This is a genomic window from Marcopretia estuarina LEGE 06307, from assembly GCF_056633115.1.
On the sequence record NZ_JBSJOY010000008.1, the window covers coordinates 19,246 to 44,837 of the forward strand.

Sequence of the window (25,592 nt, forward strand, 5' to 3'; positions counted from 1 at the left end):
CTCCTCCCTGCACCGTTCCATCTCCCCACCATGCCCGCCGCCCCTGCGCATCCGCACCAGGCCCTGAGGAAACGGCTCAGCGGCATGAACATCTATCTGATCGGAATGATGGGGGCGGGCAAGAGTTCCGTGGGGCGGCCCCTGGCCGAAGCACTCGGCTACCGCTTCATCGACGCCGACCAGGTGATCGAGGCAGCGGCCGGACGCTCGATCGCCGCGGTGTTCGAAACCGATGGAGAAGAAGGGTTCAGACAGCTGGAAACGCAGGTGCTCGGCAGCATCGCCAGCTGGCACTCGCTGGTGGTGGCCACCGGCGGTGGGGTGGTCACAAGGCCGGCCAACTGGGGACAGCTGCGGCAAGGCGTGGTGGTGTGGCTCGATGCCCCTGAAGGACTGCTGCTGGAGAGGCTCGCCGCCGATCCCACCCCCCGCCCGCTGATGCAGAGCGTGGATCCGAGCGCTCGGCTGCGGGAGTTGCTGCAGCAGCGCCGGCCGCTCTATGCCGAGGCCGATCTGCAGGTGGTGCAGGACGGCCGCGCGCCGCAGGCCGTGGCCGACCAGCTGCTGGCGGCCCTTCCCGCTGTGCTCAAGGAGCCGCCGCAGCCGCCGGAAGCACCTGAGGCTCGGTCAGATCCGGCCTCCTGAACCGGGGGACTCAGTCCGGGCGGCTGGGTGCCTCCAGCCGCACCGCGAACCATTGCACAGCCACGCCCGGCTCCACCTCCAGCTCGCAGGCGGTGTCGAGCAGGCGCTGGGCGCGGGCCGCATCACTGGGCAGGTGGGCGAGCTCGGCCGGTGGTGTGGCCATGGCAGCCAGGGTGGTCTCCAGCCAACGCAGCGTTTCAGCGGCCGTGAGACAGGTTTCCGCAGCGGACGGCTCCAGCACCACGTAATGATCGAGTTCGCGCAGCAGGGGATCGGACATGGCAGCCGCACTGATGGGCCCCATCCTGGCGGTGCTGCTGGCGATCTGGCCCTCGGGTGCTGCCTTGGGGCTGGACGCGGGGACGGGTTTGAACCCTGCCGGGGGTGGAGTGCTGGCGGAACGGCTGGCCATGTGGCCCGACTGGAACCTGCCGGCGCCGTTGCCGCGCCCCGGCCGCCGCGACCTGGTGTACCCCGACGTCTTTGAAGGCACCTGGGAGGTGCGCAGCGAGGAGGTGGCGCCCGGCAGCACTGCTCCACTGACGTATCGGGTGCGCTTCGCGCGCAACCGGCGCGGCGAGCTGGTGGGGGATCGGGCCTTCAATGCCGCCCAGGTTGGCAAGGCGCTGCTGGGACCCCAGTTGCTGACCGTGGCCAACGACCCGGCCAACCCCAACCGGCAGATCGCCACTCTGCGCGGCGATCTGTCACTGGAATCCACGGTGGTGGGGCGGCGGACCGAGGCGGCAGCTGGCGACCGTTTCATCGCCGATGAGCTGGCCCTGCAGGTGGTGCATAGCCCCGGCGGCACCCGGATCAGCCGGGTGGAAACCCTCACCCGCTACGAGCTGGCTGCGCTCATGCCAAAGCCAGCGCCCGCCAGGAAGGAGCTCAGCCCAGCGCCCAGCGGCACCGCGAGCAGCGCAGGGTTCGATCAGCCAGGCCGCTTACGCGCGCTGCAGTGGCAGGCCACCTACCCCTCGCCGGAGGACGGGCTGGCGGCCGTGCCGCTCAGCACCCACCGCTTCAGCCTGGATCTGCAGCGGATTCCTACGACGCCGCTGCCGGCGTCTGAGGGTCAGGTGAGTTGACCGGTTCAGGCTGCCGCCCCACCTCGGCGTAGATGGCGTCACGCCAGCGGAACAGCCCCTCCAGCAGGGGATGGTCCGCCACACCGGCGACGCCGCGGCCCGCCAGTGGCGCACCGGCGCTGGCGGGAAACAGCAGCAACGACAACTGGGCCGCCACCGCCAGATCGGCCAGCGAGAGCTGATCGCCAATCAGGTAAGGGTGGCGGCTCACCAGCGCCGCCAGTTGCTCAAGGTTGGTCTGCAGTTGCTGGCGCTCCGAGCGGCCCATCACCTCGCCGACGCCGGCGAACAGATCCGTCGGCAGGGCACCCAGCAGGGAGCGCAGGGGAGCCGGGGTGGCGTCGGGCAACAGAGCGCCACGCACCACGCTGTCGGTGCCCATCGCCTGCAGCAGGGCCATGCGGCCTCCGGCCGCCAGCGCCGTATCGGCCCAGTCTTCGAGCAGCAGCACCTGGGCGCGGGCGCGGGGGTCCACCGGCAGCAGTGAGGGCGTGGGGTAGTGGGCCTCCAGATGCAGAGCGATCGCGGAGGAATCAGCAATCACCTCAGTGCCGTCCACCAGCACCGGCACCTGGCGCTGGCCAGAGAGGCGGAACAGGGCCAGCTGGCCGAAGCCCGGCGTGACCTCGACCACGGTGTAGTCCAGCCGTTTGGCGGCCAGAATCAGCCGCACCTTCTCGCAGAAGGCGGAATGTCTGAACTGGTGAAGTTCCAGCATCGGCGGCCCTGACCCGGTGGCGGCAGAGTAGCCATCGAAACGAGACCCGCGTGCAGATGGGTGCGTCGGCTTCGGCTTCAGCACCCCCCCTGAGCCAGGCCCAGGCCCGCGCCTCACTGCCCCGCACCCCGCGCCCCCTGCTCCTCACCATCGTTCCAAGGCCTGCCCCATGAAAGAGTTCTTCCTCAACGTCACGCGCTACCCGCGTTATCTGATCGCCTTCAGCCTCGGGGTGTTCAACTCGGTGCTTGAACCGCTGGCCCGGCGGCGCAGCAACCCGGTCACCGCCGTGGCGCTGGTGGGGGCGCTGGTGAGTGGGCTGGTGAGCCTTTCGCTGGTGCTGCGTGCGATGGTTGGCTCAGCACCACTGGCTTAGCAATGGCACAGACCCGACGGGTCGAGCGGGTCGCAGCTCTGATCCGGCGTGAGATCAGCGAGCTGCTCGTGAACGGCATCAAGGACGAGCGGGTGTCGCTGGGCATGGTGAGCGTCACCAATGTGGACGTGGCCGGCGATCTTCAGCACTGCAAGATCTTCGTGAGCATCTACGGCAGCGACGCCGATCGCGAACAAGCCATGGAGGGCCTGCGCTCCGCCAGCGCCTACGTGAAAGGCGAGCTGGGCCGTCGCCTGAAGATGCGCCGCACGCCTGAGGTGGTGTTCCATCTCGACCGGGGCCTGGAGCGGGGCACCGCGGTGCTCGGTCTGCTCAATGAACTGGGACGCGAACGGGAGCGGCGGGGCGAGGTGCCCCCAGGCAGCGATCAGGAACCGATCAGCGGCGATGCGGTGTCCGGCGGCAGCGACGCCGACGACCGGGGTGACTGAGGCCCCTTCCCCCGGCCTGCGGGAGCAGGTCGCCCGCCTGCTGGTGGTGCGCGGCAGCGGCCATCTCAGCGACGGCCAGCGCCGCTATCCCCGCTGGGAGCTTCCCAACGGCGAGCTGCAGGACCTGCTTGCCGCCGGTGTGGGCGGCGTGATCCTGCTGGGCGGCAGCGCCGCGGAACTGCGCCTGCGCACAGAGCAGCTCAGCGGCTGGGCCCGCCATCCCCTCCTGCTCTGCGCCGATGTGGAAGAGGGGGTCGGGCAGCGGTTCGAGGGCGCCACCTGGCTGGTTCCTCCCCTGGCACTCGGTCGCCTGTTCGCCAGCGCCCCGGAGCAGGCGCTGCTGCTGGCTGGCCGCTATGGCCGCTGCACAGCCCGCCAGGCGCGCGCCCTGGGCCTGAACTGGCTGCTGGCCCCCGTCTGCGATGTCAACAACAATCGCGCCAATCCGGTGATCAACGTGCGGGCCTGGGGGGAGGATCCAGCCACGGCAGGAGCCCTGGCCGCCGCCTTTGTGGCGGCGGCGCAGGCGGAAGGTGTGCTCTGCTGTGCCAAGCACTTCCCCGGCCACGGCGACACCCTGGTGGATTCGCACCTGGCTCTGCCGGTGCTCCCCCACGACCGCCAGCGGTTGGAGGCGATCGAGCTGCCGCCCTTCCGCGCCGCCATCGCCGCCGGTGTGGGCGCGGTGATGACCGCGCACCTCCAGCTGAGCGACCTGGACCCCGAGCGTCCCGCCACCCTCTCGGCCCGGGTGCTGGAGGGCCTGCTGCGCGTGGATCTCGGCTTCGGTGGTCTGGTGGTGACCGACGCCCTGGTGATGGAGGCGATCGCGGCGCGCTGGGGAGCGGGGGAAGCGGCAGTGCTGGCCTTTGAAGCCGGAGCCGACCTGCTGCTCATGCCGGCCGATGCCCACACCGCGATCGATGCGCTGGTGGCAGCCCTCAGCAGTGGCCGGATCAGCCTGGCGCGACTCACGCAGAGCCTGCGCCGGCGTGACGCCGCACTGGCCCGCCTGCGCCCGCCGGCCTCAGCCGCTGACAACCCGATGGCAGCCAGGCCCCTGCTGCAGCTGGCCCACGCGGTGGCTCAACTGGAAACGGCAGAGGATCTGGAGCTCAGCCGAGAGCTGGTGCAGCTCAGCACCAGCAGCCAGGGGCCCAGCGGCCTGCCGCCGGGGCCCGGTGTCAACCTGATCCGGGTCGACAGCGCCCTGGCCAATCCCTTCCTGCCCGTACTGGCGCCGGCGCTGCAGCGCCCGCTGGGCAAGGGCTACGCGCCGGTGCTGATTGATGGCCGCGCCCCGAGTCCCTGGCGCGCCGACCCGGAAGCGCCGCTGGCGATCGAGCGGCTGCCCCAGGGGCCGGTGCTGCTCCAGCTGTTCGTGCGGGGCAATCCCTTCCGGGGCAGCGCAGGCGGCGAGGAAAACTGGGCCGCCGTGGTGCGGCAACTGCTGGCGGCCTCCCGCCTGGCCGGCCTGGCGGTCTACGGCAGCCCCTACCTCTGGGAAACTCTGCAGCCGCTGCTGCCGCCCGACCTCCCGGCCGGCTTGAGCCTGGCCCAGATGCCCCTGGCCCAGGCCCAGCTGCTGGAGCAGTTGGGCCTGCCGCGAAGCGCCCTGGAGGGGGGCTTCACCGACTGAACCCGTAAGGGAGGGGCACTAGCCTCGCCCCCAGACCCGAGCCGCTCCCATGCTCAGCCTGTCGATGATCGTGCGGGACGAGGCCGAGCGGCTGGCGGCCTGCCTCGAATCGGTGGCGGGCTTCGTGCAGGAGATGGTGGTGGTGGACACCGGCTCCAGCGACGACACGGTGGCCATCGCCCGGCGGCAGGGGGCGACCGTGCATGCGCTGCCCTGGCCGGGCGACTTCGCTCCGGCGCGCAACGCGGCCCTGGAACTGGTGCAGGGCGACTGGGTGCTGGTGCTGGACGCCGATGAGCAGCTGCTGCCGGAAGCGCGGCCGGCCCTCAAGGCGCTGATGGCGCAGCCGGACGTGCTGCTGATCAACCTGCTGCGCTACGAGCGGGGCGCCCGGCAGTCGCCCTATTCGAACGTGAGCCGCCTGTTCCGCCGCCATCCAGGCATCCGCTGGAGCAAGGCGTATCACGCGATGGTCGACGACAGCGTGGCGGCGGTGCTGACGGCCGAACCCCACTGGCGCATCGCCGATTGCTCCCAGCCCTGCCTGGTGCATGACGGCTACCGCCCCGATCTGCTGCTGGCCGGCCGCAAGGCAGAGCGCCTGCGCCAGGCGATGGAGCAGGAGCTGATCGCGACGCCCAACGATCCCTATGCCAGCGCCAAACTGGGCGGCCTGGAGATCAGTGAAGGGAACCGGGAGCGGGGCCTCGCCCTGCTGGAGGCGGCCCTCGCTCACTGCCCCGCCTCGGCCCGCGTGGAGCGCTACGAGCTGCTGCTGCATCTGGGCATCGGCCACGCCAGCACCACACCGGCGCGGTCCGAGCAGCTCTACCAGGAGGCCCTGGCCCTCGGCCTCAACCCCCGCCTCAGCCTGGCGGCGCGGCTGAACCTTGCTGCCCTTCTGGTGCAACGCGGTGCGCTGGAGGAGGCCAACCGTCTCTGTGACGCGGCGGTGCGACTGTGTCCCGAGGTGGCGCTGGGTTGGTACAACCTTGGTCTGGTCCGCCGGCGCCAAGGAGACATCGCCGGTGCCCTGGAGGCCTACGAGGCGGCCCGCCAGCTCGCCCCTGACCACGCCGAAACCCACCAGAACCTGGCAGCCGCCCAGCTGCTGGGTGGCAACATCGAGGCGGCGCGCGGCAGTTTCCGCACAGCCATCAGCCTGTTGCGCCAGCAGGGCCGCGCTGAAGAAGCCGACCGGCTGCGTCAGCAGGCCGGCGCCATCGTGAAGCTGGAGGGCTGAGCTGTGCCGGAGCCGCTGACACCGCCGCCCATGACGTCGCCGCCGCTGCAGCAGCGCTGCGTGGTCGTCACCCGCGCGGCCAGCCAGCTGGGTGAAGCGCGCCGGTTGTTCGAGGCAGCCGGCGCCCGGGTGCTCGACCTGCCGGCGCTGGTGATCGGCCCACCAGACAGTTGGGGCCCCCTGGACGACGCCCTGGCCGAACTCGAAGACTTCCATTGGCTGGTGTTCTCCAGCGCCAACGGCGTGGAGGCGGTGGAGGCGCGGCTGGAGCGGATCGGCAGCAACCTGGCGGACCGGCCCCGGGGCGTGAAGATCGCCGCCGTGGGGGCCTCAACAGCCAGCCGGCTGGAACGGCTCGGTACCCCGGCCGATTTCGTGCCGCCGGCCTTCGTGGCCGACAGCCTGATCGAGCATTTCCCCGTTTCAGGCTGGGGCTTGCGGCTGCTGCTGCCAAGGGTGCAAAGCGGCGGCCGCACCATCCTGGGCGACGCCTTTGCCGCCGCCGGCGCCCGCGTGGTCGAGGTACCGGCCTACGAATCGCGCTGTCCGCAGGAACTGCCCCTGGCGACGGCAGCCGCCCTGCGGGCCGGCCAGGTGGATGCCCTCACGTTCAGCAGCGGCAAGACCGTCCAGCACACCTGCGCTCTGCTGCAGCACAGCTTCGGCGGCGCGTGGCAGGAGGTTCTGGAGGGGGTCGCCCTGATCTCGATCGGTCCCCAGACCAGTGCCCGCTGCCTGGAGCTGCTGGGCCGGGTCGATGCGGAAGCCGACCCCCATGACCTTCAGGGGCTGGTGCGCGCCTGCGTGGCAGGGATCAGCGGACCGTTCAGGAGGGCCTGAGCGCTGCGCTGATCGTCTGCTTGCCCTGCCGCATGCGCAGGCTGCCGTTCTGGACATCGATGGAGGTGACAACCCAGCCGTTGGGAAGAAGGCGCGTGGAGCGACCGCCTTGGTCACCGACCACCACGGTGCCGCTCTGTTCAGAGCGCTGAACCAGGGCCTGGGGCACACCCGAAATGTCAATCACGCCGCTGAAGCGAAAATCATCGGGGAGGCGCAGGGGCGCCGGAGCGGCCGGCCGGGAGGGATCGCCGCTGGCAGCAGCCGCCGCTCCCGTGGGCCGGGGCCGGATCACCGGGGCGAAGGGATCAGCGCGATCGGCTGGAGCAGCCGCCAGCACCTGTTGCCTGCTGGGCAGGGGGGTGAGGCCGGCGAGCACGCCTGCTCCCGCCGTGGGAGCAGCCGCAGCACCAGGGGCGGCTGCGGCCGCGGCGGGTTGGGCCGCTGGTGCCGGGGCGGGAGGCGGCGGCGGCGCACTCGCCTCGGGCGCGCCGCCGCACCCCATCAGGCTGGAAAGCAGCAGCAGGGCTGCCGAAGCCAGGAACGTCTTCCCAGGCTTATTGGACAAACGGCAAGCCCCGAAGCCGGGACCGGAAGCGGAAAGCTGATCAGGACTGGCCATCGTCTCCACGCTCAACAAGATCCCTGAAGCGATCGAGATTGGCCTGCAATTCCTTGGTGACGATGCCGCCAAGGATGGAAGGCTCCATCAGTGGTGCGAGCACCCCAGGGAGTTCGTAGCTCACCGTCAGTCTGACGACAGTGAGCGAATCGCCCTGAGGATAAAAGCGAACGGCGCCTTTTGTGGGAAGCCCCCCCACCGATTCCCAGTGCAGTTGCTGGGCCTCGACACGCTGGGAGATGCGGGCCTTCCAGTGGAAGCGGAAGCCCTGGGCTGCCAGGGTCCAATCGGTGATGTCCGGATCGTCGAGGGTGACCACCGACTCGATCCAGCGCATCCAGCGGGGCATGGCCTCCAAATCACTCCACACCTCCCAGACCCGCTGCACCGGGGCCTTGATCTCCGTGGTGACGCTGTGCTCCAGCCAACGGCCCATGATCGTCAGGCCGCCGCGCCGATGGACGCCATCGCCACCGGCTGACCAAGAATCACCCCGGCCGCCAGGCGACCGCTCATGGTGGCCCCCTCCATCGAATCGATGTAATCCTGCTTGGTGTAGCTGCCGGCCAGGAAGAAGTTGCTCACCGGCGTGCGTTGCTCAGGCCTGAACGGTTCCATGCCAGGAGCCTCCCGGTAGAGCGATTGGGCCAGTTTGACCACATTGCTCCACAGCAGCGTGAGTTGGCTGGCGGACGGAAACAACTCCCGCACCTGGGCATCGACGACCGCCACGATCGTCTCGTTGCTCTTGGCGATCCAGGGATCTCCCGGAGTGAGCACGCACTGCAGCAGGGAGCCCTGGCCTTCGCGGCGGTAGTCGGCAGGGCTGGCCAGGGCAAGATCGGCGAAGCAGCTGAAATCGGCGTCTGCGGTGTACAGCAGGTTGTTGAGCCCGCTGGGGTGCTGAAGATTGGAGCGGGCGGCAGTCTGGGCTTCGCCGTCCCCCAGTTCGGTCACCCAGCCGTCGTAGCGCAGCTGCACGGTGGCCACCGGCACGGCCTCCAGCCGGTAGATGTTGTCGAACTGCTCGTAGCGGCGCCAGGCGCTGGGCAGCAGTTTCTGGATGCCCGGCACATCGCAGGCGGCCAGGTAGGCATCGGCTTCCACGTGGATCTCTCCCTCGGGCGTGCCCAACCGCAGACCCGTGACCTGCGGCGCCGCCGTGGCAGGGCTGTTCTGCCCCTCAGCGTTGGCTCCGTCGCTGGTGCAGAGCTCCAGCACCCGGTGACGCAGGTGGAGCCTGGCGCCGCGGGCAACGATGTAGTCGAGGATCGGCTGATGCAGCCAACGGTGCGGCGAGCCCTTCAGCAGGTTGAGCTTGGAGGCCTCGGTGCGGGTGGCGAACATCAGAAAGATGGTGAGCATGCACCGGGCCGAGATCGAGGCGCAGTCGATGAAACCGAGCGCGTAGGCGATCGGATCCCACATCCGCTCGATGCTCTTCGGGCTGCCGCCATGGCCGACGAACCAGTCGCGGAAGCTCATGCGATCCAGTGCCCGGATCACACCCATGGCACCGTCGGGATCCACCAGGCCCCGCACGATCGGGCTGGTGCCAAGGGCCAGGGCGTTGCGCAGCTTGTCGATCCAGTCGAGCTGGGGTGTGGTGAAGAAGGCCTTGAGGCCGTTGAAGGGGGCGCCGACGGGGAAACGGAAATCGAGCGCGCGGAGGTCGCCGCCCTTGTTGACGAACAGATGGGTGTGCTCCTTGGGCAGCAGGTTCTCGAAGGCCCCCACCTTGCGCATCAAGGCGAAGAGGTTGGCGTAGTTGAAGAAGAACACGTGCAGCCCCATCTCGATGTGGTTGCCACCCGCGTCTACCCAGCTGCCCACCTTGCCGCCCACGAAAGCCCGCGCCTCGTAGAGGTCCACCTGATGGCCGGCGTCGCAGAGATCCACTGCAGCCGCCAGACCGGCCAGACCCGAACCCACGATGGCGACCCGCACCCTTGACCTCCCGTACCCGGCGACTCTATGGAGCCGGAGTGGGCGGCGGCGTTCGGATGGCCGCTCCCGCCAGGGCTGCGGCGGCCCGGGCGTCAGCGGGACGGGGCTTCGAAAACCGGCCACCCTCCATAGAGTGATCGGACGACGTTTCCCTTCCCCCAGGCTCCGCCCATGAGCAGCTCCACCCCAGCGGCCCCAGCCGCTCCCCTCACCCACACCGGCCGCGATGGCAAGGGGATCCTGATCACCGCCCCGGCCATGCTGCAGCTGGCCACGTTGATGCGGCAACAGGGTGAGGAGAAGCTGCTGCGGGTGGGCGTGCGCTCCGGTGGCTGCAGCGGCATGAGCTACACCATGGATTTCATCGAAGCCGCCGGCATCCGCGCCGACGATGAGGTGTATACCTACGAACCCAATGGAGCCCCCAGCTTCCGCGTGGTGTGTGATCCAAAGAGCCTTCTGTACATCTATGGCATGCAGCTGGATTTCAGCTCCGCTCTGATCGGTGGTGGCTTCAACTTCACGAACCCCAACGCCAGCCAGACCTGTGGCTGCGGCAGCTCCTTCGCGGTCTGAGCCAGCGGCTTGATGGCACGGGCTGACCCCAGCACTCTGAACCGACCTCCGGCACCACGACCTGCAGGCCTCCTGCGGAGCTGAGCCACTGCTCCATGCCGTGGGAATCTGAGGGGCTCTACCTCGCCGCAGTGTCCACGATGGCCACGGACGCTTCCACCGAATCCGCCTTCGAGCAGGCCATCCGCCGCTATCAGGAGGGTGCCGAGCCCGCCGATCTGATCCCCGAGTTCCAGGCGATCACGGCCGCCGCCCCACGGCTGGCCGCAGGGTGGACCTGCCTGGCCTGGCTGCAGCTGCTCGACGATCAGCCCGTGGCGGCGCTGCGGTCGGCGCGTACGGCCGTGAAGCTCAATCCGCAGGATCCTCAGTCGCGCGTGAACCTCTCAGTCGCCATGCTCGAAACCGGCGCCAAAGGCGTGCGCGAGCACATCGACATGGTGCTCAGGGTCACAGCGGTGGCACCGGAGCTGGGCGACGAGCTGCAGGAATCGATCGCCGATGGCCTGCACCGTCGGCCCGGTTGGACCTCGCTGGAGAAAGTCAACGCCTGGCTGAAGGGGTGATCGGGACGGTGCCGGCCCCAGCCATGGTCCCGAAACGCGTCCTGCTGATCAGCAATGGGCATGGGGAAGATCTCAGCGGCAGCCTGATCGGCCAGGAGCTGCGGGCGACCGGGGCCGACGTGGCAGCGCTGCCCCTGGTGGGCCACGGGAACGCCTACCGGCAGGCGCAGATTCCGGTGCTGGGCCGCACCCGCACCTACAGCACCGGCGGGCTGGGCTACACAAGCCTGGCGGGCCGTCTCACGGAATTGCTGCAGGGGCAGGTGAGCTACGTGCTCAGGCGCCTTGCCCTTTTCCTCTGCCAGGCGCGGCACTTCGATCTGGTCGTGGTGATCGGCGATGTGCTGCCGGTGGTGGCGGCCTGGCTGAGCTGCCGGCCGGTGGTCACCTATCTGGTGGCCTACTCCAGCCATTACGAAGGGCGTCTGCGCCTGCCTTGGCCCTGCGGCTGGTGCTTGCGCAGCGGCCGCTTCCAGCGGGTGTACAGCCGCGACAGCCTCACCGCCACTGACCTCACGGCCCAGCTGGGACGCCCGGTGCACTTCCTCGGCAATCCATTCCTGGACCGGGCGCGGGAGCCAGCGCCCCCGCTGCAGCCGTTGGAGCCGCACTGCAGCTCCGGGGCCAGGCTGCTGGGGCTTCTACCTGGAAGCCGGCTGCCGGAAGCGCTGCGCAATCTGGAGCTCATGCTGAAGGTGCTGGTGCGGCTGCCGCCGTCCTGGCAGCAACCGCAGCGGCTGGAGCTGGTGGCGGCGCTGGTGAAGGATCTTCACCGGGAGCTGGTGGGCCGCTGCGCCGCACCGCTGGGGTGGACCCTGCAGGGCGATCGGCTGGAACGGGGCCCGCTCGTGCTGCACCTGGTATGGGGAGGCTTCGCGGCGGTGGTTCAGCAGAGCGATCTGCTGCTCTCGATGACAGGCACGGCAGCCGAACAGGCCGTGGGTCTGGGCAAACCGGTGCTGCAGCTGGTGGGCCACGGACCGCAATTCACGGTCAGCTTCGCCGAGGCGCAACGCCGGCTGCTGGGCTCGTCCCTGGCCTGCAGCGATGGCGAGCCCGGTTCGGAAGACAGCCTGGCCGGCACGGCGGAACTGGCCACCGGCCTGCTCACCGCTCTTGCGGATCCTGCCTTTTCAGAACGCTGTCGCCGCAATGGCCACGAGCGCATCGGAGGTCCCGGGGGCGCTGCCAGGATGGCCCGAGAGATCCATGCGGTGTTAAGCGATGTCTGAGCCGCAATCCCTGAGCGTTCGCCTGAAGGGCTGGCTCGACAGCCTCCTGGTGGCCAATGTGTTTCTGGTGATCGCCGGAGCGGTGTGGTTCGGCCTGGCGATCGCCCTGCACAGCCGCAGCGTCGACGCCCCCCTGAAGCTGTTTCAGCAGCTGTGGGAGCCCCTGTTCACCCCGGCGATCGGGCTGCTGATGGCGGCGGCCGTGCTCAGCGGGATCCTGGGCTGGTGGCAGCGGCGAGCGCAGCGGCAACATCCGGATAGTGGAAGCTGAATCCCTGCTGCTGCAGGCGTTCGGGCACCACATGCTGGCCCTCCAGCACCACCTTGGCGCCATCGCCGAGCATGAGCTGCAGAACCGGGGCCGGCACCGGCAGCAGGCTCGGGCGACCCAGCACGTCCCCGAGGCTGGTGGCGAACGACTGCATGGTCACCGGCGTGGGCGCCACGGCGTTGTAAGCCCCCACATAGGCCGGGTCCACCAAGGCGGCGGCGATCAACCGGCAGAGGTCGGTGCGCTCGATCCAGCTCATCCATTGGCGGCCCGAACCCACGGGCCCCCCGAAGCCGGTGCGGAACACCGGCAGCATCTTGCCGAGGGCGCCGCCGTCAGCGCCGAGCACGATGCCGATGCGCAACTTCACCACGCGGATGCCCACGGCGGCTCGATCAGCCGCTGCCTCCCACTGGGCGCAGAGCTGGCCGAGGAAATCAGCCGCCGGTGGTGAGGCTTCGGTGAAACTGCCGCTCGGACTGGTGCCGTAGTAGCCCACGGCTGAACCGTTCACCAGCACGCGGGGCGGGGTGCCCAGATGGCCCATGGCCTCAACCAGCTCTGTGGTGGTCACCAGCCTGCTGTCGAGCAGGCGCTGGCGGTGTTGCGGGGTCCAGCGGTGGTCGGCGATCGGCTCACCGGCCAGGTTCACCACCCCTTCGGCAACCGCCAGAGCCTCGAGCACTTCGGGGCGCCTCCAGGTGGCCGGCTCGGCAGGATCCCCCTGCAGCCGGGCCACATCCGGAGGCCCTAGGCCACTGGCGCTGGAGCTGGCCGGCTGACGGCTGAGCAGCGTGCAGCTGTGCCCTTCCCGCTGCAGCAGGGGCACCAGTTCACGACCGATGAAGCCGGTACATCCGAGCAGAAACAGCCGCACAGCAGGGAGGACGCACGTCGATCAACGGTAGGGCTGGCACCGGTGGCAAAGGCGACCGAAGAGGGGCACTAACCTGCGCGCATCGATCACTGTCGTGATGGCTGACACTGCACCCGCACCGACGAAGCCCGCACCGATCAAGAAAGGCAGCCTGGTCAAGGTGAGCGCGGCGCGCTATGCCAGCAGCCTGGAAGCGGCGGCCAGCGATCCCCAGCCACCGGCCTACCTGTTCGAGGGTCCCGGCGAAGTGCTCGCCGTCAAAGGCGATTACGCCCAACTGCGCTGGCGCCTGCCTGTTCCCGACGTGTGGCTGCGGCTCGATCAGCTCGAAGCCTGCTGAACCGTTTCAGAGATCCAGCCGGTTCAGAGATCCAGCCGGCGCCGCTCCTCCTTCATGAGGGAGCGGCGTTGCTTGGCCTCCCGTAGCATCTCGCGACCGTCGTGGAGGTAGCTGTCCACGTAGCCGAGCGTGTAGCGCTCCAGTTCCGCCAAGGCATCTTCCACCTGGCTCAGGCAGTGGTAGAGGCTGAGGCCAAAACCCTTGGCCGCCGACGGGCAGGCCATGGACCTGTAGAGCATCTGTACTCTGTCGAGCTTGGCCTTGCTTTGCTCCAGGAAGGCGCAGAACGCCTCCATCAGCACGTCGTCGTAGGGATCGGCCGCGAGGGCGCGCAGCTCACCCGGGAAGGCCAGGATCACCTGCCCCAGCAGACGATCGATCGGCGCATACACCCGTTGCAGCCACACCAGCAACTCCCCGTCACGGGCCGCACCCCTGCTGCCTGCGGCTGGGGTCTGCACACGCGCACCTCGCGCTGGCGGCGGCCCTCCATCCCCGAGGGCCGGGCTGTGGGTGCTGTCGTAAAGCCGGCGACGCTCATGGTCTCCCAGCACCTCCCAGGCGGCATTGAGCGCCACGATCGTGGCCGCATCGCCTCCCGCATCGGGATGGTGCTGCTTCACCAACTGGCGATAAGCCGCCTTGATCTCCGCCACGCTGGCCTGAACGCCAACGCCGAGCACGGCATAAGGGTTTGCGGAGGTGGGGGAAGCGGCCATCCAACAGCCCGGTAGCGGAGCCATCATCTCCACGCCGAGGGCGGAAACGCGAAAAAAGGCCCCCCGTTTCCGGGAGGCCGTGAGGTGGTGTGTGAGGGCAGGTTGAACCGAGTGCCGGTCTTCAGAAACGGAAGGTGGTCTGCACGAGGCCGCCGAACACGTTGAAGGTCTGGTCGGCGCCGGTTTGCTGGCCGAGCGGGCGGCTGAGGTAGAAGATCGCCGGGGTGACGGAGATGTTGTCGGTCACCTGGAACTTGTACCACCATTCCCAGACGAAGTTGCCGTCGTTCGGGGTGGTTTCCAGGCCCGAGGTCGTGCCGGACTTCAGCTGGGTGGCGAACACCGGCTGGCCCACGGCCATACCGGCGGCGTTGCCCTTGGCGAACACATCAGACCATTCCAGGCCGACGAACCAGCTTTGCGACTCGCTCACGAACGGGGAAGCGAACTCAACGCCGCTGGCTTGGGTCTCGTTGCCGGAGAGGCTGTTGAGACCCCAACCAATGCTGATGGAGGGGATGAAACCGCTCTTCTTGGGCTGCCAATAGGCGTTGACTGCCACGCTGTTGGAATCACCGTTGGCCAGGAACCAGCTGTTGGAAGCGGCGAAGTTGGTGCCGCGACGGAAGTTGGTGGCCGCTTGGCCGTAGCGGTAAGCCGCTGAGATGTTCCACTGTGGGGTGGTGTAGTTCAGCTGAGCGAGGAAGTTGCCGCGGGCGCAATCGGTGCCGATGCCACCTTCATCGCTGGAGCAGCTGAAGGGGTTGCCATCGAACGAAGTGCCCGAATCACCCTGCTGCGCCACATAGCTGGCGCCGGCGCTGAAGCGACCTTTGCCCTTGGGAACGTTCTGCCGCCAGGTGATAGCAGCAGCAGCGCCAGTGGCCTTGTTGTAGACGCCGGGAGCACCGTGAAGGGTGAAGAGATCAAGGATCTTGTCGCCCTTGCCGTACACCGACGGGGTGACCGCCAGCATTTCGGTGTTCCGGGCCTTGGGACCAACGGTGATCGCTACGTCGCGACCAACAGGGAAGCGATACCAGAGACGGTCGATGCCGACCACATCGGAGCAGTTCCGGTTGCCGGTGCAGCTCGTCTGGCCAAAGCCGTTGCTGGCGATGTCCAGAGCGGTGAGGTTGAGACCGTTGCCATTAAAGGCGTTGTTGAAGTTGCCGGAGCGCAGGCGGGTAAAGAGCTGATCTTTGCCCGTGAAGCTGGTGATTAAGTTCAGGCGAACGTCATAGTTGAACGAGGTGGCACCGAAGCGAGCGTTGTAGTTCTCGCTGTCATTGCCACTGGTGATTGAGGATGTCCTGAAGCGCCCACTCGTGCTGTTGCCACCGGCGTTGACAGCGCCCAGCACGAAGGTGGCCTGACCCTGGAGCTTGGTGGTGGTGGAGAACTGGGTAGCTTCCAGCTCACCCACTTTGGCTTCGAGGCCATCCACCCGGCCCTTGAGCACGGCCAGTTCGGCTTCGAATTCCTTGAGCAGGCGGCGCAGCTCGTCGGTCACCTCGGTGATGCGATCGAGGCAGGCGTTGAGCAGGGCGGCGGCTTCCCAGCGGCTGAGGGCCTGCTTGCCGCGGAAGGTGCCGTCGGGATAGCCGGCGACGCAGCCGTAGCGCTCGATCAGGTTCGAGAGCGCCTGATAGGCCCACTCGGTGGGCTGAACATCAGAAAACTGATTGATGCTGGTGACCTGTTCCTTGACATTGGCATAGCGATTGACGCCATCCATGTTCAGCTCTGAGGCCGAAGCTGCCACGGGGGCGAGCAGGCCAAGAGCGGCAGGAGCCAGCAACAAGTGCTGAATGCGATTCATGAGAGTCCTCACACCAATTGAGGGGATGCTTCTGTAGTGAAGCCTGCAAATTGTATGAACTGACAACGCGTATAGCCTGGCTTGAGCTACCCGAGCATGTATTCCAGGCGACATTCCATGCCTCCCCTGAAGTGGGGCCCAGCCTGGAATCCAGCCAACAAAAAGCCCCACCAGATGGCGGGGCGAAAGAACTGAATGCTTCGTCAAGGTTCACTTGAATCGACGTAGTCGCCTGAGCAATGTGTGAGGGGCTCAGAGGAGACGATTCAAGTGAAGGAAGGCAGAATCAGAACTTGAAGGTGGTCTTGACGATACCGCCGAAGTTGCTGAACGATTCGTTGTTGAACTTCTGATCTTGACCGAGAGGAGCGCTCAGGTAGTAGATCGCAGGAGTCACGCTGATGTTATCGGTGACCTGGAACTTGTACCACCACTCCCAGGCATAGTTGCCGTCATTGGGTGACAGGGTGTCGTTGTCGCCCGACTTCGTGAGGAAGGTGGGCTGACCGACGGCCATACCGAGGGAGTTGCCCTTGATGAACACATCGCTCCACTGAAGACCGACGTACCAAGACTGGGTCTGAGCACCGTCGATCACACTCTCGAGAGAACCGGCGGAAGCAGAGTCAGCGCTGTGGCCGTTGATGCCCCAACCGGCGCTGATCGAAGGGATCCAGCCGGAGTTGGAGGGCTGCCAGTAACCGCTGATGCCCACCGAGCTCACCGAGGTGGAGAGCCCGAAGCCGGTGACGGCCAGAGGGGTGCCATTGCCGCTGTAGAGGCCAGCCAGACCACCCTCAGGGGTGGTGTAGACGTAGGCCACAGCCAGGCCCCAGTTGGGCTGGGTGTAGGCAATCTGGGCAGTACCCGTTTGGGCCGCGCCAGAGGTGCCGATGCCACCTTCACTCGGATTGCCCGAGTCACCGTTGGCAGAGACGTAGTTGGCGCTGATGGTCCAGCCACCGCTCTTCCACCACAGACCGGCACCTGCACCCAGGTTCAGGCTGTAAGCGCCGGGAGCACCGGCGTAGGTGAAGATGTCGAGGACGGTGTCAGCGGGGTACACGCTGGGCCAGACGGCCAGCATGTCGTCCTGACGGACACGGCCACCAACGGTGGCGGTGAAGCCGGTGCCGATGGGGAATTGGTAGAAGAGGCGGTTGATCGCGACCACGTCGCCGCAATCAGCGCCGGAGCCGCAGCCCTCTTCGAACGCGGCTTCAAGGGCGTTCAGGCCAACGACCGGACCGCCGGCCCAGGGGCCGTCAGCAAAGTTGCCGGCGCGCAGGCGGGTGCGCAGCAGGTCCTTGCCGGTGAAGCTGGTATCGAAATTGAGCTGGATGTCGTAGTTGAAGGCCGTGGCGCCTTGCAGAGCGCGGGCTGAGTCAACAAGACCGTTGTTGGAGCCGCTGTAGGAGTTGGCGCCGACCACGAAGGTGGCCTTACCGTTCAGCTTGGTGGTGGTGGAGAACTGGCTGGCTTCCAGCTCGCCGACTTTGGCTTCGAGGCCATCAACCCGGCCCTTGAGCACGGCCAGTTCAGCTTCGAATTCCTTGAGCAGGCGGCGCAGCTCGTCGGTCACCTCGGTGATGCGGTCGAGGCAGGCGTTGAGCAGAGCAGCGGCTTCCCAGCGGCTGAGGGCTTTCTTGCCGCGGAAGGTGCCGTCGGGATAGCCAGCGACGCAGCCGTAGCGCTCGATCAGGTTCGAGAGCGCCTGGTAGGCCCACTCAGTGGGCTGAACGTCGGAGAACTGGTTGATGCTGGTGACTTGCTCCTCAGAGGCGTACTGGTTGACGCCGTCGAGGTTGAGCTCTGCAGCAGACACGGCCATCGGGGAGAGAAGCCCCAGAGCGGCAGGTGCCAGCAGCAGTTGCTGGAAGAGTTTCATTGTGTCCTCACACAAAAGGGGGCGCAATGCGCCGACCACATCTTCACGGCAGTTCAAGCAGCCACCAGGCCGGATGTGACAGAAATGACAATGGACAGTGAGCGCCATGGCTTGCCAGGCCGCCATCGGGCGAGCACCGGCCGGTCCAGAGTGAGGGGCCCGGCCCGAAGACCCTGGCTTTCCGTTCTTCTCGCCCCTGGCTGTGGTGGCTGGGTCTGGGCGTGATCTGGCTGGCGGGCACCTTCGCCGACCGGCTCTGGTTGCAGCTCGACCAGCGGCTGCCTGCCTGGGATCAGGCCGAATACCTCAACAGCGCCGTGGACCATGGCCGCGCCTTGGGACTGCTGGCCGGCGGCGGCTGGCAAGGGTGGAGCGCCCTGCTCGATCTCTCCCCGAAGATTCCCCCGCTGGCCAGCCTGGTCAATGGCAGCGTGATGGCCTTCAGCGGCGACAGCCCCGATCAGGCCAGCTGGGCGCTTGCTATCTGGCAGCTGCTGTTGCTGGTGGTGGTGGCCTGCTGGGGCCGGCAGCTGGGCGGGCCGCGCTTCGGCCTGCTGGCCGCCGCGCTCGTGTGCCTGGCGCCGGCCCTGGCAGCGCTGCGGGTGGATTTCACCCTCGACCTTCCACTCACCGCCACCGCCATGCTTGCCCTGTGGCGACTGGGGTGCTGGTACGCCCCCGCCCCGAGGGGCGGACGCTGGAGCCAGGCGCTGGTGGCGGCAGCGGCGGTGGCCACCGCGGTGATGGTGAAGCAGAGCGCCCTGCTGGTGCTGCTGCTGCCATGCCTGTGGGCGGCGGGCGCCGGGCTGGGCCAGCCGCAGCGCCGCCTGCAGACCCTGGCCGCCCTGGCCCTGGTGCTGACCGTGGCCCTGCCCTGGCTGAAGCACAACTGGATCACCACCCTCGGCGGGACCAACCGGGCGGTGATCGAATCGGGCGCCGCCGAAGGGGATCCATCGCCCCTGAGCCTGGCCAGCCTCTTCTGGTATCCAAGGCTCTTCCCGGCCCAGCTCGGTGCGCCGATGCTCGCTGTCGGTGCAGCCGGAGGGGCACTGGCCCTTTGGCAGCGCAGACGCCCTGCTGATGCTGCTACGGGTGCTGCTGCTGAGCCGCCCGATCAGGACTCTGGGCCGCCTACGGAATCCGGTGGCACGGCCTCCGGCTGGGGGTGGCTGCTGGGTTGCGCCCTCGCCGGCTGGTTGGTCACCAGCCTCAGCCCGAACAAGGATCCGCGTTACATCGCGCCGGTGCTGCCGCTGCTGGTGCTGCTGCTGGCACGGGGTTGGTGGGTGCTGCTGCAGGCGGCCCGTGCCCGCTTCGGACCCTGGCTGGGGGCCGTGCTGCTGGGGGTGGGCCTGCTGGGAACGGGTGCCACCACCGCCTCAGAGCGTGTCGGCGAGCTGGAGCGGCGCGCGGAGTCCCCGGTGCCTGAGGCGATCGAGGCGGTGCGTCAACGCGTGGGCACAGCTCCCACCACCGTGCTGGTGATCCCCAGCACCGCTGAGGTCAACCAGCACAACGTGAGCACCTTCGGACGCCTGGGGGGCGGGCAGATCCTCGGGCGGGAAAGCGGGAAACAGAAACGGGAGCATGCCCTGGTGCTGCAGCAGGCCCAGTGGCTACTGCTGGCCAGCGGCGACCAGGGCACCAAGCGCAAGGAATCCAGGCAGCTGAGCCGCAGCGTGCGCAGCGATGGCCGCTTCGAGCGCGTGGGCAGCTGGCCGTGGACCAAGGGCCGCCAGCTCGTACTCTGGCAACGTCGCGCCGCTGCGCCCGCGGCCGTGCCGTTCGATCGCCGCTTCATCACACTTGCCCGCGGCCTGGAGCAGGGCCCGGCCGGCCTGGGTGCCGTGTTCGACGCGATCGGACCGGAACACCAGCTGGACGGGCATTTCCTTTACCAAGCACGTGTGCGCCGCTGGGCGGAGGCCCGCCTCAGCGCCAACCCCAACGACCGCGAGGCGCTCTGGGCACTGGCGCTGCTGGACGTGCTGCTCAACCGGCCCGCCGCGGCGGAAGGCTGGTTCAAACAGCTGGAGGCGGTGGAACCGGCCAACCCGTGGCCGAGCGCCTACCGCTCCGTGGTGCTGCTGGCCGATTGGCGCCCCTGGCAGGCGGCGGCGGTGGCCGAGGCGGCGCGCCTGCGCCACGACGAACCGGTGCTGGACGGGCTGGTCCATGTGGCCGGCGTCCTCGGCGGCGATCTGCGCCGCCTCCCTGGCACCCGCGCCGCCGTGGAGGCGGCGATCGCCTCGGTGGAGGCGCGCATCGAGGCCGGCGCCAAAGAGGGCCGGTAGCCTCCTGCCCACGCCAGAACTCTGCTGATGGCCCCTGCGGCGCCAGCTTCCCCTTCCAAGCCCGGCGCGGCCCTGCCGTTGTGGTTTCCACTGCTGGTGGGGGCCGGATTGCGGCTGATCCAGATCCAGGCCCCGGTCCTCGGCATCCACAGCTGGAGGCAGGCGGACACGGCGGCGATGGCTCGCAACTTCGCCGAGCAGGGCATGAACCTGCTCACACCCCAGATCGACTGGGGCGGCGCCGGCAGCGGCGTGGTGGAAGCGGAATTTCCCTTGTATCCCTACAGCGTTGCCCTGCTCTACCGCCTGTTCGGGGTGCAGGAGTGGCTGGCGCGGGGCCTCTCCGTGCTCTGCAGCCTGCTCACGATCGTGCTGGTGGTGCGGATCGGCCGCCAGCTGGTGGGGGAGCGGGCCGGCTGGTGGGGCGGACTGTTCTATGCGGTGCTGCCGATTTCGGTGTTCTACGGGCGCACGGTGCAGCCGGAGGCGACGCTGATGCTGCTGGCGGCTCTGGCCCTGGAGCGCTTTCTGGCCTGGCTGCGCACCGGCAGGCTGGCAGCCCTGGGAATCTCCTGGCTGGCCTTCACCGCCGCCTGTCTGATCAAAGTTCTGCCGTTCGTGTGGCTGGGCCTGCCGTTGCTATGGCTATGGGGCCAGGCCCACCAGTGGAGGATCCTCCGGCGATCAGGCGGCTGGGTGTTTGCCCTGTCGGCGGTGGTGGTGACGGCGGCCTGGTACTGGCATGCCCACAAACTGGGGCAGGCCAGCGGCCTCAGCTTCGGCTTCTGGGGCGGCGAGGCCAACCGTTACAGCTGGGCCGACCTTTTCGCGCCTGGCTACTGGCTCGGCCTTGGCCTGAGGGTGGCCGTGCGCAACCTGGCGGTGCTGGGGGTGCCGTTGCTGGTGCTCGGCCTGCTGCCGCGCGGGAATGGCGACGCCGCTGCCAATCGAGGCGCCGCTGCCCCCCCCGACGCCCTGCCGGGGCCACAGGCGCACGTGCTGCCGGTGGGGCTGGTGGCCGTGCTGCTGGCCGGAGCTCTGGCACCTGAATCCAGCGCGGTGCATGAGTATTACCAACTGCCGCTGATGCTGTTCGCCTGCCCACTGATGGGCCTGGGCTGGGTGCGGCTGCGGCGCCAGGCCGGTGTCTGCGGGCGGCAGGGGGCCTGGGCACTGCTCACGCTGCTGGTCGTGGTGAGCCTCACGGTGCTGGCTGTGGATTACTGGAGTCGGGAGCGGGTGGCCGGATCCCCGGTGTGGGAGCTGGCGCAGCAGATCCAGGCGCGCACACCGCCCGGGGCCAGAGTCGTGGTGATGAGCGGTTCCGACCCCACTGTTCTTTATCTCGCCAACCGCAAGGGATGGCTGGTGAGTCCCAAGCGGCTGATGCGGCGTGATGCGGCAGCCTGGCGAGCCGACGGCGCCGATGCCCTGGCCGGCAGTTATGCGGTGATCGAAAGCTATGCGCCCTTCCCCGAAGGCGAGGCCAAAACGCGCTTGAAACGCTGGGTCTGCGACCAGCCACCGGGCTGCCAGAGCGGGCCCGGTTTCGTGATTCCGCTGGCTCCAGGGGCCGGGCGGCCGGCAGGCTGAGCCCATGACCGTCCTGCACCCCCAGACCCCTCCCCGCGCCATTCCCTGGCGGGGCCTGCTGCTGCTCTGGCTGGCCGCCGTGGTGCTGGCTGTCGTGGGTCTGGGCAACCTGCCCCTGCGCGACTGGGATGAGGGGATCGTGGCGCGGGTGTCGCTGGAGATCGCCAACAGGGGGCTGCCGGAAGGCTGGCTGCCCACGATCTGGGGCAGCCCCTACCTCAACAAGCCGCCCGGGCTGCATGTGCTGATCGCCGCCGCCATCGGCCTCTGGCGCCAGCTCAGCCAGGCGCCGGCGGAGGCGCTACCGCCGGAATGGGTGGTGCGGCTGGTGCCGGCACTGCTTTCCTCCCTGGTGGTGCCGGTGGGGGGCCTGGTGCAGCTTCAGCTGCGGCCGGGCGACAACCGTGCCGCCCTGGCGACCGCGGCGATCCTGCTCACCCTGCTGCCGGTGGCGCGCCACGGGCGGCTGGCGATGCTGGACGGCGCGCAGCTCACCGCCATGGGGCTGCTCTGGTGGGCACTGTTGCGCAGCCGTTCCGGCCGCACTGGAGCGGGTTGGCGCTGGGGGCTGGTCGCCGGCCTGGCGGGCAGTGCGCTGCTGATGTTGAAGGCCCCGATCCTGTTGCCGGTGCTGGCCGCCGGCCTGGCCGCCCTGGTGCTCGATCCGGAGCGGCCGCGCCGTTCGCTGGCGCCGCTGCTGGCGGCCCTTGGCGTGGGCCTGCTGCCCGGGCTGGCCTGGCACGGCTGGCATGCGCTCATGCGCGGCAGCGATGCGCTCTGGCTCTGGGGCGGCGACGGCGTGACGCGGGTGCTGCTGGATGCGGGCGAAGGCAGCCAGCTGGGCTGGCGGGTGCCGGTGATCGAGATGCTGGAAGGTGGCTGGCCCTGGCTGCCGCTCTGGCCCCTGGCGGTGGTGATCGCCTGGCGCCAGCGCCACCGCAGCTGGGGGCGCTGGTGCCTGGTGCTGCAGCTGGTGATCGCCGGGTCGATCCTGCCGCTGCGCACCCAGCTCCCCTGGTACAGCCACCCGCTCTGGCTGCCGTTCGCCCTGCTCTGCGGGCCGCTGCTGGCGCAGATGCTGCAGGCTCGGCAGACCCGTCCGCCTCTCCAGCTCGTTCCAATCCTGTGGTCCTGGCTGGGTGGCGGCCTGATCCTGCTGGCCCTGGCGGCCGCAACAGCCCGGACCGGACTGCCGAGTGGGACCAGTCTTCTTGTTCTGCCGGCGGGCGTAGGGCTGCTTGGGGGGGGGCTGCTGCTGCTGCGCCCGGCCGAACGGCAGCGCCGCCGCGGCCTGGTCCTGCTGCTCGCGGGCTGGTGCCTCTCCCTGCTGCTGCTCTTCCATAGTTCCCTCTGGAACTGGGAATTGAACGAACATGACGACGTTCGCCCCGTGGCCAGCCTGGTCAGGGGTGCGGCGACCGAGCCGGACCATCGCCCGATGCCGATCTACATGGCCGGACAATCCGGGCGACGTCCAAGCCTGAGCTGGTATGCCCAACGGCCAATCGAACGGTTGCCGTCCCGGGCAAGCCCCGGTTCTCCGAGCCCGTTCCTGTTCATTGAGAAAGCCTCCGCCCCCCCTCCGCCCATGCTTCTCCAGCCCGGCGTCCGCTGCCGCCTGAGTGGGCTGGGCGAGCAGGACTGGCGCCTCTGGCGCTGCACACTCGCTTCTCAATCCGATGACCCTCGCCCCTGAACGACGCTCCTGGAGCCGCGCGGTTCTGACTGCAGCCGTGCTGTTTGCCGTGGTTGGCCTGGCCCTGCAGGCATGGCGCCTCCAGGTTCTCGCCGCTTCCTACGACCAGGGCATCTTTCTGCAGGTGCTCTGGAACAGCCTGCGGGGCCACCCCTTCGAGAGCACCCTCTCCTCCCAGCTTTCCGCCAGCGTGGTCCACGACGGCCAGTTGCCCAGCCTGGGCTATCACCGCCTGGGGCAGCACTTCACCCCGGTGCTGCTGCTCTGGGCTCCCTTGGTGGGTCTGCTGGGAGCGGCAGCCTTGCCCCTGGTTCAGGTGGGGCTGATGACGGCGGCAGGTCTGGCGCTGCATCGGTTTGCCCTCGAGATCCTGGGGAGCAACAACGATCGGCTGGCCGCTCTGCTGGCCTGCTCCTTTTTCGGAGCCAATGCCGTACTCGGCCCCACCTGGGGCAACTTCACGGATCTCTGCCAGTTGCCCCTGGCCTTTTTTCTGCTGATCTGGGGATTGCGCCGACGGAGCTGGTGGCTGGTGGCGCTCTGCACCCTGCTGATTCCGTTGATCCGGGAGGACACCGGCGTGCTGCTGGTGGGGGTGAGTCTGTGGATGCTGCTGCGACGACGCAGGGAAGAGTGGCCTTTGGCGCTCCTGATTGGTGGGGTGGGGGTCAGCTGGGTCCTGATCGTCACCAATGTGTTGATGCCTCTGTTCAGCGAAGACAATTCACGCCGGTTCATGGTGGAGAACTTCGGCCACTTTCTCGGTGATCAGGATCGCGCCAGCAGCCTGGAGGTGGCGGGAAGGATCCTTTCAACGCCCATGGCGCTGATCATGGAACTGTTCAGCGAACCTGGGCACACGCTTCGCTACCTGCTCGCCCAGAGTCTGCCGCTGCTGTTCATTCCCTTGATCTCCCTGGACAGCTGGCTGCTGATGGGGTTGCCATTTCTAGGGTTGCTGCTGGCGGACGGGAAGCCACCACCACTGGCCATCAATGTGCGCTACGCGCTGCTGGTGGTCCCGGGCTTGTTTGCAGGGGCCGTGCTCTGGTGGGAGCACCATCAGGACACCTTCCGTCGACCCAAGTTTCGTGCCGTTTGGATCGGGGCAATCGGGCTGTCGATCCTGCTGACGATCAGCAGCAACCCCAATCGCAGCCTCTCGTTCGTCATTCCCGACAGCGTGCAGCCCTGGATTTACTCCAACCCAGCCCAGCTCTCGGCCCATGGCCAGGCCGCCCGGCGCGTTCTCCAGCAGATCCCCCCAACGGCAACCGTTTCAGCCACCACCCCGCTGGTTCCTTTGCTTGCTGAGCGGGAGGTGCTGGTGCGTTTTCCCCGCAGTTGGCGCTATCTCGACAGGCAAGGAAAGCCCCAGGAGGTTGACTGGATTGCTGCAGATCTTGAGATGCTCAACAGGAATCTCAGGGTGTCTGATGGTGATCGCAAAGAGCTGGTGCGCATCCTTGAAATGATCCCCGATCTTTCGCCCGGCTATGGGGTTGTCGATGTTGATGGGGGCATCGTGTTAATGGCCAGAGGCGCAGTGGATCATGCCGATGCCCAGGAGCGCCTTGCTCGCCTGGTGGGATCATTGAAGCTGGAGCGGGAATCCAAAAAGTGACTTCCCTGGAACAAAGAACCCGATCGAAAATGAAAAGTCTTTCCCCATAGAAAGGCTGCTCTTCAATCAATACCCTGTCTCCAGAATGAACGATGCCCCCATTCAGCCGATTGCTGAATGGGGGCATCGCCGGGTCCGCTCTGGCGCGGAACCGAATGAACTCAGATCAAGCTGCCTGGCATCAGACGGCGTTCTCCGCGATCAACAGACCCTTGCACATGGAACTTTGGCTCACAAGCACCTCCTCCCTTGGGGGATAACGCCAGCCGGTGACGCCTTCGGAGCGAAACAAGGGAGAAAACCCCGAAGACTCGCCCCACGGCACTGCTGACACAACCCATTGATCTTAGAAGAAAACCTGAGAGATCGGCAACAGTTGGGGACCCAACAAAAAAGGCGCCCCGAAGGGCGCCAAATTTGAATTGATCCTCTGGAACTGTCTGATTGACTTAGGGCTCAGAGGGCGTTACCACGGGGCAGAACCTCTTCAGGGAAGACGAAGTTTTCATGCGGCTGGT

At 67.9% G+C, this 25,592-nt stretch carries 25 protein-coding genes; 16 read left to right on the forward strand and 9 right to left on the reverse strand.

Going from position 1 to position 25,592, the window contains the following annotated elements:
• Positions 1-30 precede the first annotated feature (30 nt).
• Positions 31-645 (forward strand): shikimate kinase, encoded by a 615-nt coding sequence (locus tag ACWJI3_RS15265; RefSeq protein WP_480204112.1) that lies wholly within the window; start codon positions 31-33, stop codon positions 643-645.
• Between the two features lie 10 nt (positions 646-655).
• Here the strand turns inward: ACWJI3_RS15265 and ACWJI3_RS15270 are convergent, their stop codons facing one another.
• Positions 656-925: a CRR7 family NDH-1 assembly protein gene (locus tag ACWJI3_RS15270; protein ID WP_094514798.1), complete on the reverse strand. Its 270-nt coding sequence runs from the start codon at positions 923-925 to the stop codon at positions 656-658.
• Here ACWJI3_RS15270 and ACWJI3_RS15275 point away from each other — a divergent pair.
• Entirely contained in the window at positions 924-1,736 is an 813-nt protein-coding gene (locus ACWJI3_RS15275) for a DUF6816 family protein (protein WP_480204113.1), read from the forward strand. The two genes, ACWJI3_RS15270 and ACWJI3_RS15275, sit on opposite strands and share 2 nt — an antisense overlap.
• On the opposite strand, the gene ACWJI3_RS15280 is transcribed toward ACWJI3_RS15275, so the two are convergent.
• Positions 1,696-2,454 (reverse strand): glutathione S-transferase family protein, encoded by a 759-nt coding sequence (locus tag ACWJI3_RS15280; protein WP_094514803.1) that lies wholly within the window; start codon positions 2,452-2,454, stop codon positions 1,696-1,698. The genes ACWJI3_RS15275 and ACWJI3_RS15280 overlap by 41 nt on opposite strands.
• A 169-nt stretch (positions 2,455-2,623) precedes the next feature.
• Between ACWJI3_RS15280 and ACWJI3_RS15285 the strand changes: the two genes are divergently transcribed.
• Genes ACWJI3_RS15285 through ACWJI3_RS15305 form a run of 5 tightly spaced genes read left to right on the forward strand, consistent with a single transcriptional unit; the run spans position 2,624 to position 7,004 of the window.
• Complete coding sequence (locus ACWJI3_RS15285) at positions 2,624-2,830, forward strand: DUF751 family protein (protein WP_094514805.1); 207 nt, start codon at positions 2,624-2,626, stop codon at positions 2,828-2,830.
• 2 nt (positions 2,831-2,832) lie between these two features.
• Positions 2,833-3,282 carry a 30S ribosome-binding factor RbfA gene (gene rbfA, locus ACWJI3_RS15290; protein WP_255101456.1) on the forward strand — a complete coding sequence of 150 codons (450 nt, stop codon included), beginning with the start codon at positions 2,833-2,835 and terminating at the stop codon, positions 3,280-3,282.
• Positions 3,239-4,921: a glycoside hydrolase family 3 N-terminal domain-containing protein gene (locus tag ACWJI3_RS15295; protein WP_480204114.1), complete on the forward strand. Its 1,683-nt coding sequence runs from the start codon at positions 3,239-3,241 to the stop codon at positions 4,919-4,921. The genes rbfA and ACWJI3_RS15295 overlap by 44 nt, the downstream gene beginning before the upstream one ends.
• A 49-nt stretch (positions 4,922-4,970) precedes the next feature.
• On the forward strand, positions 4,971-6,164 hold the full coding sequence (locus ACWJI3_RS15300) for a glycosyltransferase family 2 protein (RefSeq protein ID WP_480204115.1): 1,194 nt from the start codon (positions 4,971-4,973) through the stop codon (positions 6,162-6,164).
• Between the two features lie 30 nt (positions 6,165-6,194).
• A complete protein-coding gene (locus ACWJI3_RS15305) occupies positions 6,195-7,004 on the forward strand; it encodes a uroporphyrinogen-III synthase (protein ID WP_480204116.1) in 810 nt (269 codons plus the stop codon).
• On the opposite strand, the gene ACWJI3_RS15310 is transcribed toward ACWJI3_RS15305, so the two are convergent.
• From ACWJI3_RS15310 to zds, 3 genes are read right to left on the reverse strand one after another with little or no spacing between them, the layout of a single operon-like run.
• Positions 6,991-7,572, reverse strand: a complete 582-nt coding sequence (locus ACWJI3_RS15310) for a hypothetical protein (RefSeq protein ID WP_480204117.1) — start codon at positions 7,570-7,572, stop codon at positions 6,991-6,993. The two genes, ACWJI3_RS15305 and ACWJI3_RS15310, sit on opposite strands and share 14 nt — an antisense overlap.
• 40 nt (positions 7,573-7,612) lie before the next feature.
• Positions 7,613-8,062: an SRPBCC family protein gene (locus tag ACWJI3_RS15315; RefSeq protein WP_094514816.1), complete on the reverse strand. Its 450-nt coding sequence runs from the start codon at positions 8,060-8,062 to the stop codon at positions 7,613-7,615.
• 5 nt (positions 8,063-8,067) lie between these two features.
• Positions 8,068-9,573 (reverse strand): 9,9'-di-cis-zeta-carotene desaturase, encoded by a 1,506-nt coding sequence (gene zds / locus ACWJI3_RS15320; protein WP_480204118.1) that lies wholly within the window; start codon positions 9,571-9,573, stop codon positions 8,068-8,070.
• Between the two features lie 171 nt (positions 9,574-9,744).
• Between zds and ACWJI3_RS15325 the strand changes: the two genes are divergently transcribed.
• The 4 genes from ACWJI3_RS15325 to ACWJI3_RS15340 all read left to right on the forward strand — a co-directional run bounded on the left by ACWJI3_RS15325 (position 9,745) and on the right by ACWJI3_RS15340 (position 12,218).
• Positions 9,745-10,149 carry a HesB/IscA family protein gene (locus ACWJI3_RS15325; RefSeq protein WP_094514822.1) on the forward strand — a complete coding sequence of 135 codons (405 nt, stop codon included), beginning with the start codon at positions 9,745-9,747 and terminating at the stop codon, positions 10,147-10,149.
• Between the two features lie 95 nt (positions 10,150-10,244).
• Complete coding sequence (locus tag ACWJI3_RS15330; protein ID WP_480204119.1) at positions 10,245-10,715, forward strand: hypothetical protein; 471 nt, start codon at positions 10,245-10,247, stop codon at positions 10,713-10,715.
• 23 nt (positions 10,716-10,738) lie between these two features.
• Complete coding sequence (locus tag ACWJI3_RS15335; RefSeq protein WP_480204120.1) at positions 10,739-11,947, forward strand: lipid-A-disaccharide synthase-related protein; 1,209 nt, start codon at positions 10,739-10,741, stop codon at positions 11,945-11,947.
• Positions 11,940-12,218: a hypothetical protein gene (locus ACWJI3_RS15340; RefSeq protein WP_259730130.1), complete on the forward strand. Its 279-nt coding sequence runs from the start codon at positions 11,940-11,942 to the stop codon at positions 12,216-12,218. Before ACWJI3_RS15335 ends, ACWJI3_RS15340 begins: the two co-directional genes overlap by 8 nt.
• On the opposite strand, the gene ACWJI3_RS15345 is transcribed toward ACWJI3_RS15340, so the two are convergent.
• A complete protein-coding gene (locus ACWJI3_RS15345) occupies positions 12,154-13,095 on the reverse strand; it encodes a TIGR01777 family oxidoreductase (protein WP_480204121.1) in 942 nt (313 codons plus the stop codon). The two genes, ACWJI3_RS15340 and ACWJI3_RS15345, sit on opposite strands and share 65 nt — an antisense overlap.
• 97 nt (positions 13,096-13,192) lie before the next feature.
• Here ACWJI3_RS15345 and ndhO point away from each other — a divergent pair, with 97 nt between their 5' ends.
• Positions 13,193-13,435 carry an NAD(P)H-quinone oxidoreductase subunit O gene (gene ndhO, locus ACWJI3_RS15350; RefSeq protein ID WP_094514834.1) on the forward strand — a complete coding sequence of 81 codons (243 nt, stop codon included), beginning with the start codon at positions 13,193-13,195 and terminating at the stop codon, positions 13,433-13,435.
• A gap of 23 nt (positions 13,436-13,458) precedes the next feature.
• Here ndhO and ACWJI3_RS15355 read toward each other — a convergent pair whose 3' ends face one another.
• The 3 genes from ACWJI3_RS15355 to ACWJI3_RS15365 all read right to left on the reverse strand — a co-directional run bounded on the left by ACWJI3_RS15355 (position 13,459) and on the right by ACWJI3_RS15365 (position 17,864).
• Positions 13,459-14,154, reverse strand: a complete 696-nt coding sequence (locus ACWJI3_RS15355; protein WP_480204122.1) for a J domain-containing protein — start codon at positions 14,152-14,154, stop codon at positions 13,459-13,461.
• Between the two features lie 121 nt (positions 14,155-14,275).
• The gene (locus ACWJI3_RS15360) at positions 14,276-15,976 is read right to left on the reverse strand and encodes an iron uptake porin (RefSeq protein ID WP_480204123.1); all 1,701 of its coding nucleotides are present in this window, start codon (positions 15,974-15,976) and stop codon (positions 14,276-14,278) included.
• Between the two features lie 286 nt (positions 15,977-16,262).
• The gene (locus tag ACWJI3_RS15365; RefSeq protein WP_480204124.1) at positions 16,263-17,864 is read right to left on the reverse strand and encodes an iron uptake porin; all 1,602 of its coding nucleotides are present in this window, start codon (positions 17,862-17,864) and stop codon (positions 16,263-16,265) included.
• 221 nt (positions 17,865-18,085) lie between these two features.
• On the opposite strand from ACWJI3_RS15365, the gene ACWJI3_RS15370 reads away from it, so the two are divergent.
• From ACWJI3_RS15370 to ACWJI3_RS15385, 4 genes are read left to right on the forward strand one after another with little or no spacing between them, the layout of a single operon-like run.
• The gene (locus ACWJI3_RS15370) at positions 18,086-20,161 is read left to right on the forward strand and encodes a glycosyltransferase family 39 protein (protein WP_480204125.1); all 2,076 of its coding nucleotides are present in this window, start codon (positions 18,086-18,088) and stop codon (positions 20,159-20,161) included.
• A 27-nt stretch (positions 20,162-20,188) separates the two neighbouring features.
• Positions 20,189-21,754 carry an ArnT family glycosyltransferase gene (locus ACWJI3_RS15375; protein ID WP_480204126.1) on the forward strand — a complete coding sequence of 522 codons (1,566 nt, stop codon included), beginning with the start codon at positions 20,189-20,191 and terminating at the stop codon, positions 21,752-21,754.
• 4 nt (positions 21,755-21,758) lie between these two features.
• Entirely contained in the window at positions 21,759-23,450 is a 1,692-nt protein-coding gene (locus ACWJI3_RS15380) for an ArnT family glycosyltransferase (RefSeq protein WP_094514850.1), read from the forward strand.
• Positions 23,434-25,074: a DUF2079 domain-containing protein gene (locus ACWJI3_RS15385; RefSeq protein WP_480204127.1), complete on the forward strand. Its 1,641-nt coding sequence runs from the start codon at positions 23,434-23,436 to the stop codon at positions 25,072-25,074. Before ACWJI3_RS15380 ends, ACWJI3_RS15385 begins: the two co-directional genes overlap by 17 nt.
• The last annotated feature ends 518 nt before the right edge of the window (positions 25,075-25,592 follow it).